This is a genomic window from Flavobacterium sp. FPG59, assembly GCF_002150205.1.
Taxonomy (GTDB): Bacteria; Bacteroidota; Bacteroidia; order Flavobacteriales; family Flavobacteriaceae; genus Flavobacterium.
Window position 1 is genome coordinate 1 of record NZ_MTCA01000015.1, and the last position, 17,432, is coordinate 17,432.

The 17,432-nt window shown below is 36.0% G+C and carries 19 protein-coding genes and 1 pseudogene; all 20 read left to right on the plus strand.

All coding sequences use genetic code 11. The features are described 5' to 3' along the window. Positions 1–118: 118 nt before the first annotated feature. The 20 genes and pseudogenes from FPG59_RS02935 (at position 119) to FPG59_RS03035 (ending at position 17,253) form a co-directional block, all read left to right on the plus strand. The gene (locus FPG59_RS02935) at positions 119–553 is read left to right on the plus strand and encodes a cytochrome c (protein ID WP_086453129.1); all 435 of its coding nucleotides are present in this window, start codon (positions 119–121) and stop codon (positions 551–553) included. 11 nt (positions 554–564) lie between these two features. Further along, positions 565–1,992 (plus strand): cbb3-type cytochrome c oxidase subunit I, encoded by a 1,428-nt coding sequence (locus tag FPG59_RS02940; protein WP_086453130.1) that lies wholly within the window; start codon positions 565–567, stop codon positions 1,990–1,992. Between the two features lie 133 nt (positions 1,993–2,125). Further along, the gene (locus tag FPG59_RS02945) at positions 2,126–2,905 is read left to right on the plus strand and encodes a CbbQ/NirQ/NorQ/GpvN family protein (RefSeq protein WP_086453131.1); all 780 of its coding nucleotides are present in this window, start codon (positions 2,126–2,128) and stop codon (positions 2,903–2,905) included. A gap of 11 nt (positions 2,906–2,916) precedes the next feature. Then, positions 2,917–4,692 carry a nitric oxide reductase activation protein NorD gene (locus tag FPG59_RS02950; protein ID WP_086453132.1) on the plus strand — a complete coding sequence of 592 codons (1,776 nt, stop codon included), beginning with the start codon at positions 2,917–2,919 and terminating at the stop codon, positions 4,690–4,692. An 8-nt stretch (positions 4,693–4,700) separates the two neighbouring features. Further along, positions 4,701–5,666: a DUF438 domain-containing protein gene (locus FPG59_RS02955; RefSeq protein WP_086453133.1), complete on the plus strand. Its 966-nt coding sequence runs from the start codon at positions 4,701–4,703 to the stop codon at positions 5,664–5,666. Between the two features lie 296 nt (positions 5,667–5,962). Then, positions 5,963–6,514, plus strand: a complete 552-nt coding sequence (locus tag FPG59_RS02965; protein ID WP_086453135.1) for a carbonic anhydrase — start codon at positions 5,963–5,965, stop codon at positions 6,512–6,514. Between the two features lie 23 nt (positions 6,515–6,537). After that, the gene (locus FPG59_RS02970; RefSeq protein ID WP_086453136.1) at positions 6,538–7,119 is read left to right on the plus strand and encodes a cytochrome c oxidase subunit 3; all 582 of its coding nucleotides are present in this window, start codon (positions 6,538–6,540) and stop codon (positions 7,117–7,119) included. 3 nt (positions 7,120–7,122) lie between these two features. Continuing rightward, positions 7,123–7,359 carry a cytochrome C oxidase subunit IV family protein gene (locus tag FPG59_RS02975; RefSeq protein WP_086453137.1) on the plus strand — a complete coding sequence of 79 codons (237 nt, stop codon included), beginning with the start codon at positions 7,123–7,125 and terminating at the stop codon, positions 7,357–7,359. Positions 7,360–7,468: 109 nt separating this feature from the next. Next, positions 7,469–8,959, plus strand: coding sequence for a copper-containing nitrite reductase (gene nirK, locus FPG59_RS02980; RefSeq protein ID WP_086453138.1), 1,491 nt, complete (start codon positions 7,469–7,471; stop codon positions 8,957–8,959). 124 nt (positions 8,960–9,083) lie between these two features. Beyond that, positions 9,084–9,389, plus strand: a pseudogene (locus tag FPG59_RS02985) (cytochrome c); the annotation flags it as partial. 101 nt (positions 9,390–9,490) lie between these two features. Continuing rightward, positions 9,491–10,189, plus strand: coding sequence for a formylglycine-generating enzyme family protein (locus FPG59_RS02990; RefSeq protein WP_243698887.1), 699 nt, complete (start codon positions 9,491–9,493; stop codon positions 10,187–10,189). A gap of 18 nt (positions 10,190–10,207) precedes the next feature. After that, positions 10,208–10,888, plus strand: coding sequence for an SCO family protein (locus FPG59_RS02995; RefSeq protein ID WP_243698886.1), 681 nt, complete (start codon positions 10,208–10,210; stop codon positions 10,886–10,888). A gap of 2 nt (positions 10,889–10,890) precedes the next feature. Further along, positions 10,891–12,153 (plus strand): alginate export family protein, encoded by a 1,263-nt coding sequence (locus tag FPG59_RS03000; RefSeq protein ID WP_086453141.1) that lies wholly within the window; start codon positions 10,891–10,893, stop codon positions 12,151–12,153. Between the two features lie 155 nt (positions 12,154–12,308). Next, entirely contained in the window at positions 12,309–13,478 is a 1,170-nt protein-coding gene (gene glp, locus FPG59_RS03005) for a gephyrin-like molybdotransferase Glp (RefSeq protein WP_086453142.1), read from the plus strand. A 53-nt stretch (positions 13,479–13,531) separates the two neighbouring features. Continuing rightward, a complete protein-coding gene (locus FPG59_RS03010; protein WP_243698885.1) occupies positions 13,532–13,861 on the plus strand; it encodes a winged helix-turn-helix domain-containing protein in 330 nt (109 codons plus the stop codon). Next, positions 13,858–14,607 (plus strand): sulfite exporter TauE/SafE family protein, encoded by a 750-nt coding sequence (locus FPG59_RS03015; protein WP_086453144.1) that lies wholly within the window; start codon positions 13,858–13,860, stop codon positions 14,605–14,607. Before FPG59_RS03010 ends, FPG59_RS03015 begins: the two co-directional genes overlap by 4 nt. A 120-nt stretch (positions 14,608–14,727) precedes the next feature. Next, complete coding sequence (locus tag FPG59_RS03020; protein ID WP_086453145.1) at positions 14,728–15,297, plus strand: molybdenum cofactor guanylyltransferase; 570 nt, start codon at positions 14,728–14,730, stop codon at positions 15,295–15,297. Then, complete coding sequence (locus FPG59_RS03025) at positions 15,294–15,536, plus strand: MoaD/ThiS family protein (protein ID WP_086453146.1); 243 nt, start codon at positions 15,294–15,296, stop codon at positions 15,534–15,536. The genes FPG59_RS03020 and FPG59_RS03025 overlap by 4 nt, the downstream gene beginning before the upstream one ends. Before the next feature lie 158 nt (positions 15,537–15,694). Next, on the plus strand, positions 15,695–16,777 hold the full coding sequence (locus FPG59_RS03030; RefSeq protein ID WP_086453147.1) for a ThiF family adenylyltransferase: 1,083 nt from the start codon (positions 15,695–15,697) through the stop codon (positions 16,775–16,777). A 29-nt stretch (positions 16,778–16,806) separates the two neighbouring features. Further along, on the plus strand, positions 16,807–17,253 hold the full coding sequence (locus FPG59_RS03035) for a molybdenum cofactor biosynthesis protein MoaE (protein ID WP_086453148.1): 447 nt from the start codon (positions 16,807–16,809) through the stop codon (positions 17,251–17,253). Positions 17,254–17,432: the final 179 nt, after the last annotated feature.

Here is a 17,432-nt window from a genome sequence, read left to right on the forward strand (position 1 = left end):
GACTTTTATCATGTTTTAGCTTTTTTTAATGACATTAATTTGCAATAAACAAATAAAAGACATTTTTGTCCTTTATTTAAATTAGAGTACATTTATTAACTAACAAAAACGGATACTTATGCTTTCAAAATCACAGGCAAGAGCATTTTTTTTAGGAGGAACATTGGTCACCTTTTTAATCTTTATAGGATTGACCATTTATTCGTTCATGCCAAGGAATGACCAAACAAACTACAGTAAGATTACCAAAGAGGTAGTGAGAGGAAAAGAAATTTGGGAAACCAACAATTGTATGGGCTGTCATACCATTATGGGCGAAGGAGGGTATTATGCTCCCGAATTGACAAAAGTGATGGATCGTCGTGGCGAAGGATATATCAAAGCGGTTTTGATGTCGCCAGTTCCTTGGGCACCAAATGGACGAAAAATGGTAGCTTATAAAATGAATGAAGCGGATGCCAATGCCATGGTAGCCTACTTCCAATGGATTGGAAAATTGGATTTAAATGGTTTCGACCGAATCGTTTCCCCTTTAGCTAAAGAAAATAATTAAAATTTTTAAAAATGAAATATAAATCACAAAAAGTAGCCTACTGGTTTTTTGCATTATGCATGCTTTTGTTCTCCCTGCAAATTGTCTATGGCTTTATCATGGGCTTTGACCGAATAGGAATTCAAGGATTACATGAAATTATCCCTTTTAACGTGGCACGAGCGGTGCATACTAACTTGTTAGTAGTATGGTTGTTAACCGGTTTTATGGGTGCGGCATATTACATTATTCCCGAAGAGGCGCAACGCGAATTAATAAGCGTGAAATGGGCTTATGTTCAACTGATATCCTTAGCTATTGTTGGTGTTGTTACCATAATTGGTTTTCACTTCAACCATTGGGAAGGAAGAAAATTTCTTGAAATTCCAAGAGAATTAGACTATTTAGTAGTTGTAAATGTACTGCTGTTCTTATTCATAATTTTGGGGACTCTTTTCAAAGGAAAGCGACAAACTACTACGGCTTTAGTACTATCAATGGGATTGTTTTTTGCAGCCTTGCTTTATATACCCGGAATGATTTGGTTTGACAGCCAGGTAATGGATTCATTTTTCCGTTGGTGGGTGGTTCACTTGTGGGTTGAAGGTGTTTGGGAATTAATTATGGGAGGTATCCTTTCGTTCTTATTGATCAAGTTAACCGGAGTGGACAGAGAAGTTATCGAAAAGTGGTTGTACGTAATTGTTGGTCTTACCTTTCTTTCCGGAGTTTTGGGAACAGGGCATCACTACTACTACATTGGAGTAAATAAAATTTGGTTGATCGTTGGTGGTATTTTCTCTGCCTTGGAACCTTTGGCTTTCTTAGCGATGGCATTATTTGCCGTGAACATGTACAGAAAAGGGGAAAAAAGTCATCCAAACAAAATTGCTTTATTCTGGACAATCGGTTCAGCTATCGTTTCTTTTGTAGGTGCTGGATTACTTGGTTTTGCACATACTTTGCCACAAACAAACTTGTATACGCATGGAACTTTAGTGACAGCAATGCACGCTCATTATGCATTCTGGGGCGCTTATGCGATGATTGTTCTAGCGATGATTAGTTATGCTTTACCCAATTTAACGGGACGTAAACGTTACGAAAGTTCGCAAGGTATGATGGCTTTTTGGCTATCTAATATTGGAATCTTGGGGATGACCGTAGCCTTTGGAGTTGCCGGAGTTGCTCAAGTGTATATGGAACGAAAAATGAAAATGGATTTTATGGTTGTTCAAAGTGAAATCAGCATCCATTTTGTAGTGCTTCTTATTTGTGCTACCATGTTTACCATAGGAATTGGTCTGTTTATTTTTGATTTTATCAAATACGGCAGACCTACAGATGAAGCTCTTGAAACAGACAATCAAGGACATAGAGTAGATGGGTATAAAATTGATGGTCATATAATTGAAAATCTAACAGGAACAAGTGAGAAAAAAGGGAAAACAGTGATTTAAAACTGAAACCTTTTTCGTGTAACGAAATACTTAAATAAAATTTCCAGAATGCTTTAACAACCGTTTTTTAGAATTGCATTTCCGAAAAAACAATAGTTATTGTGTTCTGGTTTTTTTTTATAAAATAAAAAAAATGTTAATAAATACACCCTATTATCACGCCGTAGGCAAAGAAAAAGAGGTCTTTGAACATGCCTATAAAAACAAAATACCTTTCCTGTTGAAAGGACCAACCGGAACCGGTAAATCCCGTTTTGTGGAATACATGGCACATCAATTGGATAAAAAAATCATCACGATTAGTTGTCACGAAGAAACTTCTTCAACAGATTTAATTGGCCGATTTATCATAAAGGGTGCCGAAACAGTTTGGTTGGATGGACCATTAACCACTGCCGTAAAAGAAGGAGCGATTATTTATTTGGATGAAATCGCCGAAGCGCGACCAGATGTTATTGTAGCCATTCACTCCCTGACGGATCACAGAAGGGAATTATTCATTGACAAATTAGGCGAAACCGTAAAAGCGCATGACGATTTTATGTTGGTTGCTTCCTTTAATCCTGGTTATCAAAGAGGTTTTAAAGAACTAAAACCATCAACTCGTCAGCGATTTATTGCCGTTTCTTTTGAATATCCGGAAACGAAAATTGAAATTGAAATTTTGGTAAAAGAAACAAATGTTGATCCTGTTGTCGCCAAAAAACTGGTAGCCATTGGAAACAAAATCAGAAACCTAACTGAATTGGGGTTGACAGAAACCGTTTCGACCCGACTTTTAGTGGATGCCGCCAAAATTATTCATTCAGGTCTTCCAAAACGATTGTCGGTTCATGTGGCTATTGTAGAACCGTTAACCGATGATTTACAAACGGTGGAAGCATTGAAAGATTTGTGTGATTTGATGATTTAAATCAGAAAAAAATGGGTTTCGAAATAGACGAATATATAGTTGGGAAGTTATTCAGACACTTAAAAAAAAGTAAAAAGATACATCCCGAAATTACTGCAAGAACTGTAACGCTTAATGACATAAAACCTCGATTGACTATTTTGGCTCGTGCTTTGACGGGTAAACCAATCGAAATTTTCCCTGCCGAAAGAGAAGGAGGATATAAAAACAATAATTTTTTCCTTCCCATTTCTTTTTCCAAATTACCTACGAAAAAAGACAACCTTACTTTTTATCTTTTTAGAATTTTGTATCTGAGCGTACAACAGCGGTTGAATTTGAATTGGACTTTAGAAGAAAAAGACCAGCCTTTGGCCCTTTCACAACAGAAAGCATTTGAAACATCTGAAACTGTTCTGACCATTTTGTTTGAAGAATTTTCTATCGATAAAAAATTTCATACCGAAACAAAACTGCATTTCATTCAAAAGGAAAACGGAAAAAATACTCCTGATTTTTCTTGGCTGTATGGCAAATGGATGCAAAATGAAATAGAAAAAAACAGCAATACCATTCTCGAAAATTTCTCTGATAAAACCAAAAAAGCAAATGAAAATCAGGCTTTAACAACTTTGAAATCAAAAGCGGTAGAAGAAGTGATTACTGTTGAGGTCGATAAAAAACAACAGGAAGATTATGTCTTGCTTCACAATTTTGAAAAAGTGGAAACTGCCGAAGAATTCAATGGAACCTGGCGTGACTTTGATGGTTCGGACGAATTAGAAGAGCATCAGGAAGCATTGGAAGAGTTGAATATGAAATACACGGTTCGGGTAGATGATACGGCACATTCCGTTTATCAATCTGATTTTATTGAGAACACTTCCATCTCCGAAAGTGCCGAAATTGATGCCAAAGGATTCCATCTTACCTATAACGAATGGGATTTTAGCAAGCGTATTTACAAAGAAAATTTTTGTAAAGTGTATCCGAAATCACAACAGAAAACGAACCCTAATTACTATAAAAAGACCATTGCAAAAAATGCTTCGACCTTATTGGGTTTGCGAAAAATGCTGACCAATGTCAATAACAGAATGCAACAGCAAAAACGCCAGACACAAGGTGACGAATTTGATATTGACGCCATTACGGATTTGTATATTGACGTTCATTCGAAACGAACGCCATCTGAAAATATATACATTTCAAATCGAAAAAAAGAGAAGGATTTGTCGATTTTAATCCTCTTGGATATTAGCCTTTCCAGTGATGGATATGCTGCAGGAAATCGTGTTATTGATGTGGAGAAAGAGGTTTCTATTCTTTTTGGAGAAATCTTAAACGAGTTCAATATTGATTTTTCCATCGATAGTTTTTACTCCAAAACACGAAATTTTTCGACCTATTTAACGGTAAAGGATTTTGATGAAAACTGGAACATCGCCAAACATAAAATTGGAGCGATAGAACCCAATGGCTATACCAGAATTGGAGCCGCCTTGAGACATGCCGGCGCAAGACTCGATAAAAGAAACACTAAAAATAAATGGGTTATCCTGATTTCTGACGGAAAACCCAATGATTACGATAAATATGAAGGAAAGTATGGCGTCAATGATGTGAAACAAGCACTTCGAGAACTCAATAACAGGAATATTAATTCCTATGCTTTGGCTATTGAAGCCCAGGCAAAATATTATCTGCCGCAAATGTTCGGGCAAAATCACTATCAAATTCTAACAACACCAGTCGAACTATTGCGTTCCTTGGTGCAACTGTACGAAAAAATTAAACATCAAAAATAAATACTATAATGAACGATATTTCCAATACCACAACACTTCCCGAAGGACATCCGGTTCAGATTTACTTTCAGGAAAACGACATTATTCATGCACTTTTAGAAGAATTATCAGCTGTAAATCCTGAGAATGATTTACAGAAATATACGAATATATTCAATCAGCTTCAAACCATCGAGAAACGATTTGCCCGTAAAGAAAATCAGCTTTTTCCATTTTTAGAAAAAAAAGGATGGAACGGTCCTTCTCAAGGAATGTGGTCCTTTCATGATAATTTAAGAGAGCAATTCCGTTTGATTCAATATTATCTTAAAATGAATAATCCAGAGAAAATTAGTATCAATACTCCTTTTCTGGTCAATGGAATCGACCGATTGATGCAGATGGAAGAAGCGGTTTTATTTCCAAATGCCTTAGAACTACTTACTGAAGCCGACTGGATTGAAATGCGTAAAGGCGAGGAAGAAATAGGCTGGATGCTGTCACAAGCTCCTGCTCCTTATCCAAAACAAGAATACATTCACCCAAGTGAAGATTTTACGAAAAGAGAAATCTCTTTTTCGCTCGAAAATACCGCTCATTATGATGAGGGTTATATGACGGTGGAGCAAGTTAATTTACTTTTTAAAACCCTGCCGTTAGATTTGACTTATGTGGATGAAAACGACAAAGTGATTTTCTATAATCGTGGAGAAGAACGCGTATTTCCCAGAAGTGCCGGAATTATTGGTCGTGAAGTCAAGTTTTGTCATCCACCAAAAAGTGTTGGGACTGTGCTTAAAATCCTGGATGAATTTAGAAAAGGAACACAAAATGAATCTTCTTTCTGGATTAATTATAAAGAACGTCTGATTTACATCCGCTATTTTGCAGTCAGAGATGCTGATAAGAACTACAAAGGTGTCATTGAAATGTCGCAGGATATTACCGATATCAAGAAAATAGAAGGTGAAAAACGATTGTTGGACTGGGAGTAATTTTACTGTGAAAATAGCCATTATTTTTAACCTCTTCTTTGCATTCCAATAGATTCCAACTCATAAATTGTGAAGGGGAGGTTATTTTTAAAACGCTGGGTTAATAAAATAAATTTCAAGTATATGTGTCCAAAATACGAACGCAATAACCGAAGAACACAGTTTTTATTTGTATTATGTCCATTTTTTGCACTGATTATTTTCAGTTTCATATTTTTTAAAAATGAAAAAGCAGAAGAACATCATCTTGAAATAAAAACTCCTGATGAAGCGATTGCGGATTTAAAAATGGCAACTTGCGTTTTTTAGAAAATAAGTCCGTTCATCTCAATTATGCGCATGAAATTGATCTTACAAAAAAGGAACAACACCCGCATACATTGGTTTTAACGTGTATTGATTCACGGGTTCCTCCTGAAATTATTTTTGACCAAGGTATAGGGAATCTTTTTGTAGCAAGAGTTGCCGGTAATATTGAAGACGATAACATTTTAGGCAGTATGGAATTTGCCACTACAATTAAACACACCAAGCTTATCGTGGTTTTAGGACACAATTATTGCGGTGCAGTTCAAGGCGCAATTGATAATATTGGTTTAGAACATTTGACCCAGCTCACCTCACAAATCAAACCATCCATAAATCCACACAAAACGTATCCATTATCGGACTACACCATTGATGATACTTCAAGAAAAAATGTTGTGTTGACCATTGAAAAAATTATACAAAAAAGTGCGACACTAGAACATCAATTAAAAAATAAAGAAATAAAAATCATTGGCGCTTATTATGATATTACTAATGGAAAAGTAGCTTTTTTAGAAAACAATGAAGTACTCAAATAACACTATAAATACAATTCTATAAAATGAACACACACAAAATCGATTACAAAAACATCTACTATCCTCCAGGAGGTATTTTGATGTGGATTATTATTTTTCTGGAACTTCTTACTTTCGGGATGGCACTTGTTGCTTTTGTATATTATGGAAAAGAGCAACCTGAATTGTTTCATCAGTCACGGATGCAACTCAACAGCACTTTTGGAGCAATAAACACTATTTTTTTATTGACCAGTGGTTTTTTTATGGCCAATGCAGTTTTGGAATTTAAGAGCAATAACCGTTTTAAATCTTCTCAATATTTTAAATTGACTATGATTGGCGGAACACTATTTTTACTATTAAAAGGAGTTGAATACTATCATAAAATAGATTCGGGGATTACATTGGATACCAATATGTTTTTTACTTTTTATTGGATGTTAACTATATTTCATTTGATTCATGTTATTATGGGTTTGGTGATTTTAATTTGGACCAACCATGGAATGATGAAAAAAAATTCAGATACCGGTATTGATGATGTTGAAGCTTGTGCTTCTTTCTGGCACATGTGTGATTTGATTTGGTTATTGCTGTTTCCCGTATTATACTTAATTTTTTAGAAAATGAAAAAGACACTTTTTATTACTTATGGTTTATTAATTGTATTGACGGCTTCAACGGCTTTTATTTCTAATACAATGTCCGTTTCCGGACTTGCAATTGTTTTAATTATGGGATTATCCGTATTGAAATTTCTCTTAGTTTCTTTCGAATTCATGGAACTTAAAAAAGCAAATTCTTTTTGGAAAGTGAGTGTGATTGCGGTTTTAGCACTGATTGTTTTAGGTATAATTTTGTAGAAACAAGTCTTAAATAAAAGTTAAAAACATGACAAATGTCATAATAAAGGACATAAGTATCTTTTATTTTTACACTATAAATCACGATTAATTTAACACTTAAATTATTATGGAAATTACATTAAATTTCAACAAACAGAGCAGGGTAGTGGCCATTGCTTTTTTTGTAGCCCTTGGTCTGTTCTCTTGTTCTAAAAATGAGGAAAAAGACGCAAAATATTATGAGAGTATTAAGGTAGAAGGTCAAAAAACAGCACAGCTTACTGCACCTCCTTTTGTTCCAAAACCAGTGGGCGATCGTGCAGCCACAAAATTAGTGGTGAACATGGAAATAAAAGAGCAAGAGGGCGAAATGGTAGATGGTGTTAAATATACCTATTGGACCTTCGGAGGATCAGTTCCTGGAAGTTTTATAAGAACAAGAGTTGGTGATGAGGTAGAATTTCATTTGAAAAATCACCCGGATAATAAAATGCCGCACAATATAGATTTACATGCGGTAACAGGACCTGGTGGAGGAGCAACTTCTTCATTAGTGGCACCGGGACATGAAAAAGTATTCAATTTCAAAACATTGAATCCAGGCTTGTATGTATATCATTGTGCTACAGCTCCTGTTGGGATGCACATTGCAAACGGTATGTATGGTTTGATTTTAGTGGAACCTGAAGGTGGTTTGCCTCCAGTTGATAAAGAATACTACATCATGCAAGGGGATTTTTATACAAAAGGGAATTATGGAGAACAAGGGTCTCAGCCATTTGATATGAATAAAGCCATCAAAGAGCAACCTGATTACGTAGTGTTTAATGGTAAAGTAGGAGCGTTAACAGGAGATAAATCGTTAACAGCCAAAAAAGGAGAAACAGTACGTATTTATATGGGTAACGGTGGACCAAACTTAGTGTCTTCTTTCCACGCAATTGGTGAAATATTCGATAAAGTTCATATTGAAGGTGGTGATCTGATTAACACAAATGTCCAAACAACTTTGATACCGGCTGGTGGCGCTGCAATAGTAGAATTTAAAGTAGAAGTTCCCGGTACATTTATTCTGGTGGATCACTCCATTTTTAGAGCTTTCAACAAAGGAGCCTTAGGAATGCTAAAAGTAGAAGGTGAGGATAATAAAAACGTCTATTCCGGAACTACCCAAGAAGGAATTTATTTACCGGAAGGTGGTACTATTCAAAATATGCCTAAGGTGAAAGGTGCAACTAAAAGCGTTGCAGTGAAAACGGTAGCTGAACACGTAAAAGCAGGAAAAGAACTATACGGCAGAACCTGTCTAGCTTGTCACCAATCAGAAGGGCAAGGAATTCCTAACGCATTCCCTCCATTAGCCAAATCAGATTTCTTAAACGCTAATCCTGAAAGAGCAATAAATGCGGTTTTACACGGATTAAGTGGAGAAGTTAAAGTAAATGGTAAAAAATTCAATAACATCATGACCAGTCAAAATTTGACTGACGATGAAGTTGCAAGTGTGTTGACTTATGTCTATGATAGTTGGGGAAATAATAAAACGGTTGTAACTCCAGCAATGGTAAAAACGTTGAGAGGAAAAGTGGTTCCAAAAGTAAAAGATATTCATGAATAAAAATGGGAATTAATTCAAATTAAAATAAGTATTTAACATTAATTATAATAAAATGAAAAAGTATATTTTATGTATCGGAATGATGGGATTGGCTTTACAAGGATACAGTCAAAGCGCAGAAAAAGGAAAAGCAATTTATGCAAAAACATGTATCGCTTGTCACCAAGCTGCCGGGCAAGGAATTCCGGGTGCTTTCCCTCCTTTAGCCAAATCAGATTACTTAAATAAAGATGTGAATCGCGCTATAAAAGGAGTCGTAAAAGGATTAACTGGACCGATTACCGTAAATGGTAAGAAATACAGTGGCGCTATGCCCGCACAAGCATTAAGTGATCAACAGATAGCGGATGCAATGACGTATGCTTACGCTAGTTGGGGAAATAATAAAACCAAGGTTACACCGGCAATGGTAAAAGCCCAAAGAAAATAATTCGTACAACCTAAAAGAAAATAGCCATGTATAATATGAAAAGATTTTTGCCCATATTTTTGTTTCTTATTACATCATCGTTATGGTCTCAAGTTGTTAAAATGGCTTCTATTGAAAGGGGGACTTTTGTTCCCCTTTATGGAGCTACAAGTAAAAAACCAGTACAAGTTGAAGCTTTCAGCCTTGATATTTATCCGGTGTCCAATGCCCAGTTTTTGGAATTTTTAAAGAAATATCCAGAAAACAGTCGCTCTAGAATGAAAGGTATTTTTGCTGATAAAAGTTACTTATCGCAATGGGAAAGTGATTTTAATTATGGTGCTGCCAATTTAAGTACTGCTCCGGTAACGAATATTTCTTGGTTTACAGCCAAAAAATATTGTGAGTGCCAAGGAAAACGATTACCCACTATGGATGAATGGGAATATGTCGCTATGGCAGATGAAAAACGAATTGATGCACGTACTAAAGAAAGTTTTAATAATTACATCTTGTCTTGGTATGAAAAACCAAAAACCTATGCGAATCCGGTAGGCCGCACCTTCAAAAATTATTGGGGTGTTTATGATATGCATGGATTAGTTTGGGAATGGACAGCCGATTTCAATAGTGTTTTTCTTTCCGGGGAATCCAGAAAAGATAAGGATACAGACCGGAATCTATTTTGCGGAAGCGGTTCTGTCAATGCAACAGATTTAATGAATTATGCCGCTTTTATGCGTTATGCTTTCAGAGGAAGTCTTAAGGCACGATTTACTACTAAAAACCTTGGTTTTCGATGTGCGAAAGATAAAAAGTAGCGCTCAAAATCAACTCAAATGACAACAGAAATGAAATCAAATACTCACAATTCCAGCTTATCAGAACAAGCGAATTTTTCAAATATAAAAACTAAAAAAAACAACTGTAAAATACTCTTTTTAGGATTCCTTTTAATTCTTTTATCACTTCAATCTTGTGTTAATAAATCAAAAGCAGAAACAATAGACAAACCTATTTCGGATTTATCCATTTATAATCTTCCTTCAAAATGGACGAATGAAGAAGGTGAAAATCTTGAAATGAAAGATTTGAAAGGAAAAGTGCTTGTTATGGTAATGATTTATACTTCTTGTAAGTCTGCTTGTCCAAGATTAGTGGCAGATATGCGTAATATAGAACAAAGATTGCCCAATAAAATTAAGGATAATGTGACATTGGTTTTAGTGAGCATCGATCCCGCTGTAGATACGCCCAAACGTTTGAAAGCATTTGCCATTGAAAATAAAATGGACGGTCCACAATGGGTTTTCTTACGCTCATCAGAAGAAAATACAAGAGAATTTGCCGCAGTTTTGGCTGTAAATTATAAAAAAATAGCGCCAGTGGAATTCTCCCATTCCAACATCATAAGTGTATTTAATACTGACGGGGAATTAGCCTATCAACAGGAAGGTTTAGGTGTCAATTCAGACCAAACTATTCAAAAGATTACTGAGGAAGCTCAAAAAATAAATTAAACATGAAACTACTTAAAATAATTGGTTTGTCATTTTTAGGAATGGTAAGCATTGGGACTTATGCCCAAGAGTTGGATGCCAATCTGCAACTCAGACCGCGTTACGAATACCGAAACGGTTTTAAAAGCCTTATGCCAAATGGCGAAATGGCAACCTCATTTGTATCGCAACGTTCCCGATTAAATTTTAATTACAAGCAAGAAAAATTAAAAGCCAAATTGACTTTTCAGAACATTCGTACTTGGGGTGATGTGGTAACAACAACACAAGTTGATAAAAACGGAATTGCTTTATTTGAAGCTTGGGCACAATATGATTTTGATGCCAAATGGAGTGCGCGATTAGGTCGCCAAGTGATTTCGTATGACAATCAGCGTATTTTTGGAGAAATTGATTGGGCGCAACAAGGACAAAGTCATGATGCTGCAGTAATTACGTTTCATCCTAAGAATCATCAATTGGATTTAGGTTTTGCTTTGAATGCCAATGCAGAAAATGTATTGGAGCCGAAAATCGCCTACACGACGAACTACAAAAACTTGCAATATGCATGGTATCATACTCAGTTTAGCAAATTAAATTTGAGTTTACTACTGTTAAATACCGGATATGAATTTGAAAAAACCATTGGCAATTTAGAAATAGATTACAAACAAACCTTCGGTACGTATCTTTCTTTCAAGGAAAAAAAATGGGATACTAATTTTGGAGCTTACGGACAAACTGGAAAAAGCGCCGACAAAAAGGTGAACGCCTGGTATGCAGGAGCGTTCCTTGGTTATGCGGTCACCAATACATTCAAAGCGGGATTAGGATATGAATATCTTTCGGGTAAAAACCAAAATGATAGTAGTTCTGATATAAAATCGTTTAGTCCAATTTTTGGAACCAACCATGGTTTTAATGGTTTCATGGATTATTTTTATGTAGGAAATCATCAAAATAGTGTGGGATTGCAAGATGCTTATTTAAAGTTAAATTATACGTCTAATAAATGGCAATTTACGTTGATGCCACATGTTTTTAATGCGCCAAATACTGTTTTGGATGCTTCCAATAATGAAATGGACAGTTATTTAGGGACAGAACTTGATTTTACTGCCAGTTACACTATTCAGAAGGATATTGTGGCTTCAGCGGGATACTCTCAAATGTTTGCTTCTGGAACTTTAGAAAGATTAAAAAATGTTGCTGATGCCGCCAATACCAATAATTGGGCTTGGGTAATGGTTTCATTTAGTCCTAGATTGTTTAGTTTAAAATAAAGAGAGTTCGTTTATTAGTTTTTAGAAAGGTTGTGTTGGTTAGCACAGCCTTTCTTTGTTTCATACAAATAAGATAAAGTCTAAAATAATATGGGTAATACAAGATGGAAAATCATTTTTGAATCGTATTTTTGAATTTAAATAAAACACAAAATATGGTTTCAGTTCAGGACGCTTTTTCGATACTAAAAAATAATTTACGAGAATCTAAAGAAGTAGAATATACGTTACTTCAGGCCCGAAATCACGTTTTGTCGCAGGCACTTCATTCTCCCATTAATATGCCACCATTCAGGCAATCGGCGATGGACGGTTTTGCACTTTGTTTGCATGATACTTTGGAATATGATATTATCGGGGAGATAAAGGCGGGAGATACACACCAAATGACTTTGCTTCCGGGTCAGGCGATAAAGATATTCACGGGAGCTGCCGTTCCGGATTCGGCTCAGACGGTAATCCAAATTGAGAAAACTTTGGTAAAGGAAGGAATATTGCATCTTCAAGAACAACCAAAATCAGGAGTTAATGTAAGACCTATCGGAGAGCAAATTTCGGAAGGTGATTTGGCATTAGAAAAAGGAACCGTTCTCAATGCTGCCGCGATTGGTTTTTTGGCAGGTCTTGGTTTCACTTCGGTAAAGGTTTATAAAAAACCAACTATTGGGATTGTTATCACAGGAAATGAATTGGTAAAACCCGGCAACACCTTAGAATACGGAAAAGTATATGAAAGCAATGCCATCATGCTTCAATCTGCTTTAAGCGACGCCAATTTTGATTTGATTACATTATATGAAGTTAACGATGATTTTGAAAATACCAAAAACAAACTACACGATGCTTTATCTGCTAATGATGTAGTGTTGGTTTCTGGTGGTATATCCGTTGGCGATTATGATTTTGTGGCCCGTGCTTTAAAGGAGCTTGTGGTCGAAACGCTTTTTTATAAAGTAAACCAAAAACCGGGTAAACCGCTTTTTGCCGGTAAATTGCAGGATAAAATAATTTTTGCCTTGCCTGGAAATCCCGCCGCTTGTTTGACCTGCTTTTATGTGTATGTATTGCCAACGATATCGATAATTTCCGGAAAAGCAACCCACTACAATACGTCAAAAAGGATTTCTTTGGCTCATGATTATTCTGTACGTAATACCCGCAGTCAATTTCTTAAGGCAAGTATTGTTAATGATGAAGCAAGTGTTTTATCGCATCAAAATTCTTCTATGCTCAATACTTTTTCGGTAGCAAAAGGTCTTTTGTATCTTTCCGAGGGTGAATACGAATTAGAAAAAGGAACAAAAGTTGACATTTATCATATTTAAGCTACGGTTCTTTTCGTTATATTTGTAAAAGTATAACGCAACGAAATTTCGTTTTGAAAATAAAGAGCAAAATTTGGATTGAAACCAACGATAGGATTCTTATCAGTGAAGGTCGGGTTCAATTGTTAAAACTGATTGAAGAAACGGGCTCTTTAAATAAGGCCGCCAAAGTCATGAATTTATCCTATCAAAAAGCGTGGAAGCTAGTGGATACCTCCAATAAAGCGGCCAAGAGTCCATTGATAGAAACGCAGGTAGGCGGAAACAAAGGCGGCGGTACAGTACTTACTCCTTATGGGAAATCACTTATAGACTCTTTTGAAGCCATCAATGTGGCCTGCTGGGAATTTCTGGACGAACAACTCAAAAAACATTCCTTATGACGGTGGCTGATTTATTAGACATGCCTTTGTTATTACTGCTATTGCCAATAGTAGCTTTCTTATACGCCAGTGTTGGCCATGGGGGAGCGAGCGGTTATTTGGCCTTGATGAGCGCATTCGCTTTCCCGATAACGTTTATGAAGCCAACTGCTTTAGTGCTTAATATTTTGGTTTCGGGAATTTCCTTTTATTTTTATTACCGGGAGAAAAAATTCAGATGGAATCTGTTTTATCCTTTTGCCATTACATCTATTCCGTTCTCATTTTTAGGAGGATATCTTACCGTTCCTACGTTTTATTATAAAGTAATTCTAGCGACAGTGTTGTTTTTTGCAGTACTGAGATTAGTAGGATTTTTGGGTAAAGAAAAAAAGGAGATGACGCCATTGAATCTATATGCCGCCTTAATTGTAGGAGCAGTAATAGGTTTTTTGTCGGGTTTGATAGGAATTGGAGGCGGAATAATTTTGAGTCCTGTAATCATCCTTTTAGGCTGGGGAACCATGAAACAAACAGCTGCCGTTTCGGCTTTATTTATATTAGTGAATTCCATTTCGGGAATTTCGGGTTTCCTGTTAAAGGGAGGCGTTTTGCCTGAATCATCGTTTCCGTTAATCGGAATTGTTTTTGTAGGTGGGTTTTTTGGCGCTTATTACGGAAGCAAGAAATTTAATTCTGTTATTTTAAAAAATGTACTCGCGCTTGTCCTTGGAATAGCAATTTATAAATTATACGCAACGGCTTAAATAGGGAAGAAAAAAGAATAGAGTGAAAAGATTGTGTTAAAAGATAAGATACTAAATTATAGATTTCCATTTCGTCTCGCCTAACGAACGAGCGGGTAAGGGGAGGAAAAAGAGATACCAATGAAAGACAAAATTACAGCATTCATTCTGGCTGGAGGGAAAAGTCAACGTATGGGAACCGATAAAGGCTTGTTGCTTTTGAACGGAAAACCATTTGTAAGTCATATTTTTGAAGCTGTAAAACCTATTGTGGGTGAGAATATTGTGATTGTTTCCTCGAATGCTGATTATGATTTTTTAGGATATACCCGCATAGAAGACATCGTTCCGGATAAAGGACCAGTGGGCGGAATTCATACCGCTTTGCAACAAACTGAAACAAAGCTGAATTTTATACTAAGCGTGGATGCGCCCTTAGTTTCAACGGATCTATTGCTTTGGATATTTGAAAATCGGGATGATTCTTATGGAATGACCCAAGTGCAATTGGAGGACAAAGCCTATCCGCTTATTGCAATTTATGACCAATCCTTAGGAACTATTTTTGAAGAAAAATTAAAAAAAAATCAGCTAAGGTTGCGTCAGGTAATTAATGAAGTAACACATCAAACACTACTGATTCCTGAAAAATGGAGTGATCAGGTACAAAATATAAATACTCCGAAAGAGTATCAAAAAATACAATTATGATTCTAAACGTTAAATATTTTGGAGTATTGGCTGATATAACCAAGAAGAAAGAAGAGCAGTTGGTGTTGGATGAATCTAATCTGACGGTGAATTCTTTGAAATTAAAAATGGAATCTGTTTATCAGGAATTGCAAAAAAACAGTTATTCCATAGCTGTAAATCAGACAATTTCGGGGATGGACGTAACTATAAAACATCAGGATGTAATTGCTTTTTTGCCTCCTTTTGCAGGGGGATAAAAAAAGGAGTTTTTTTAACCATATAAGCCATATAAGTTAGGTAAGAAAACTAAAGAGCGTATGAAACTTTAAAATACAAACAGCTTAAATGCTCTTAGACGCCTTATATAGTTCAAATAATTTGATTAATGTGTTTCGAAAGAATTGAAGTAATATAAATGAAAAATACAACACGCTATTCTAGACAAATAGTTCTTCCGGAAATTGGAGTTTTAGGACAGCAAAAATTACGTGACGCTCACGTTTTAGTAATTGGAGCAGGTGGTTTGGGCTGTCCTGTGCTACAAAATTTGGCTGCTGCTGGTGTGGGAAGCCTCGGAATTGTGGATGGGGATGTGGTGGAGGAAACCAATCTGCACCGTCAGTTCTTATACACCTTAAAAGATTGCGGAAAAAGTAAAGCAGCTACAGCAGCTGAAGCTATTTTGCTATTAAACCCAGATGTGGATGTTACTGTATTTTCTGAGTTTTTTAACAAAAAAAATGCTTTCGAAATCATTGGCAATTACCAAATCATTGTTGATTGTACCGATTCGATTGGGGTCCGCTACTTAATTAATGATGTGGCGGTGACCAAAAATATTCCGGTAGTTTACGCTTCGATTTATAGATTTGAAGGGCAGGTTTCGGTGTTCAATTATAAAAACGGTCCAAGTTACCGCTGTCTTTTTCCAGAAACCGAAAGTTTAAAAGTGGTTCCTAACTGCGTTGTATCAGGAGTTTTAGGAATTTTGCCCAATACGTTGGGGGCATTTCAAGCTACAGAGGTGCTCAAAATAATCCTTGAAATTGGATCCGTATTGTCGGGGAAACTATTGATTTATGATGGATTGCACTTTCAAACACAATTAGTTGATTTTGATAAGAATCCCGCAGCGATAGAAAAAGGACGTACCAACGGATTGAAAATTTTAAACCAAGAAAATACTGAAATAAAGGCTTTAGATAGAGAAGCTTTTTTAGAAAAATGCCTTCAGGAGAATTGTTTGGTTATTGACATTAGGGAAGCCTACGAAGAACCGGAATGGAAGGGAGCAAACGTTGTCAATGTACCTCTTGCCGCACTGGAAAACTATTGCAATCAACTAGATAAGGAGGAATCCATCGTGCTGTTTTGCCAAAGCGGACAACGAAGTCAGTTGGCATTAGCCCATTTGGAAAAAGAAGGATTTACACGGGTTTCGCATCTTGAAAATGGAATTGAATCCTTGACAATAGCAATAATCAATGGCAATAAATAATAGAAATATAAAATTAAAATAATATAAGAATGTCAACAGAAAAACCTAAAAAAACATCCTTTATTCAAGGCCCTATATCCGCGGAATTTATAGGAAATTCGATTGCAAAGCACCAAAGTAAAACAACTATTGGCGCCCATAATATTTTTTTAGGACAAGTTCGCGCTGATGTGATTGAAGGAAAAACGGTTGTAGCTATAGATTATACAGCTTATGAGGAAATGGCGGAGCAAACTTTCCATGAAATTCGAGAGGCGGCTTTTGCCAAATATGAGCTTTCATGTTTGCACATTTACCAGAGTTTGGGCACGGTGAAAACAGGTGAAATCTGTTTGTTTGTTTTTGTATCGGCACCAAGACGAAAAGTGGTTTACGAAGCTTTAGAATTTTTGGTCGAAGATATAAAAGAGAAAACTGCCGTTTTTGGCAAGGAATTATTTGAAGACGAATCGTATACTTGGAAAAAAAACACGTAAAAATAGACCACTGATATCACGGATAAAACAGATAAACACAGATTTTTATAGCATCAATTCGAGTGTTTTTTTGTTAAGTGTAACGGAGCAAAAATTTAGTAAGATTAAGTTTTAATAGGTATTGCTAATTTAATGTACTCAACAAAAAATCTGTATAATTCGTGTCATTTGTGGCCCAA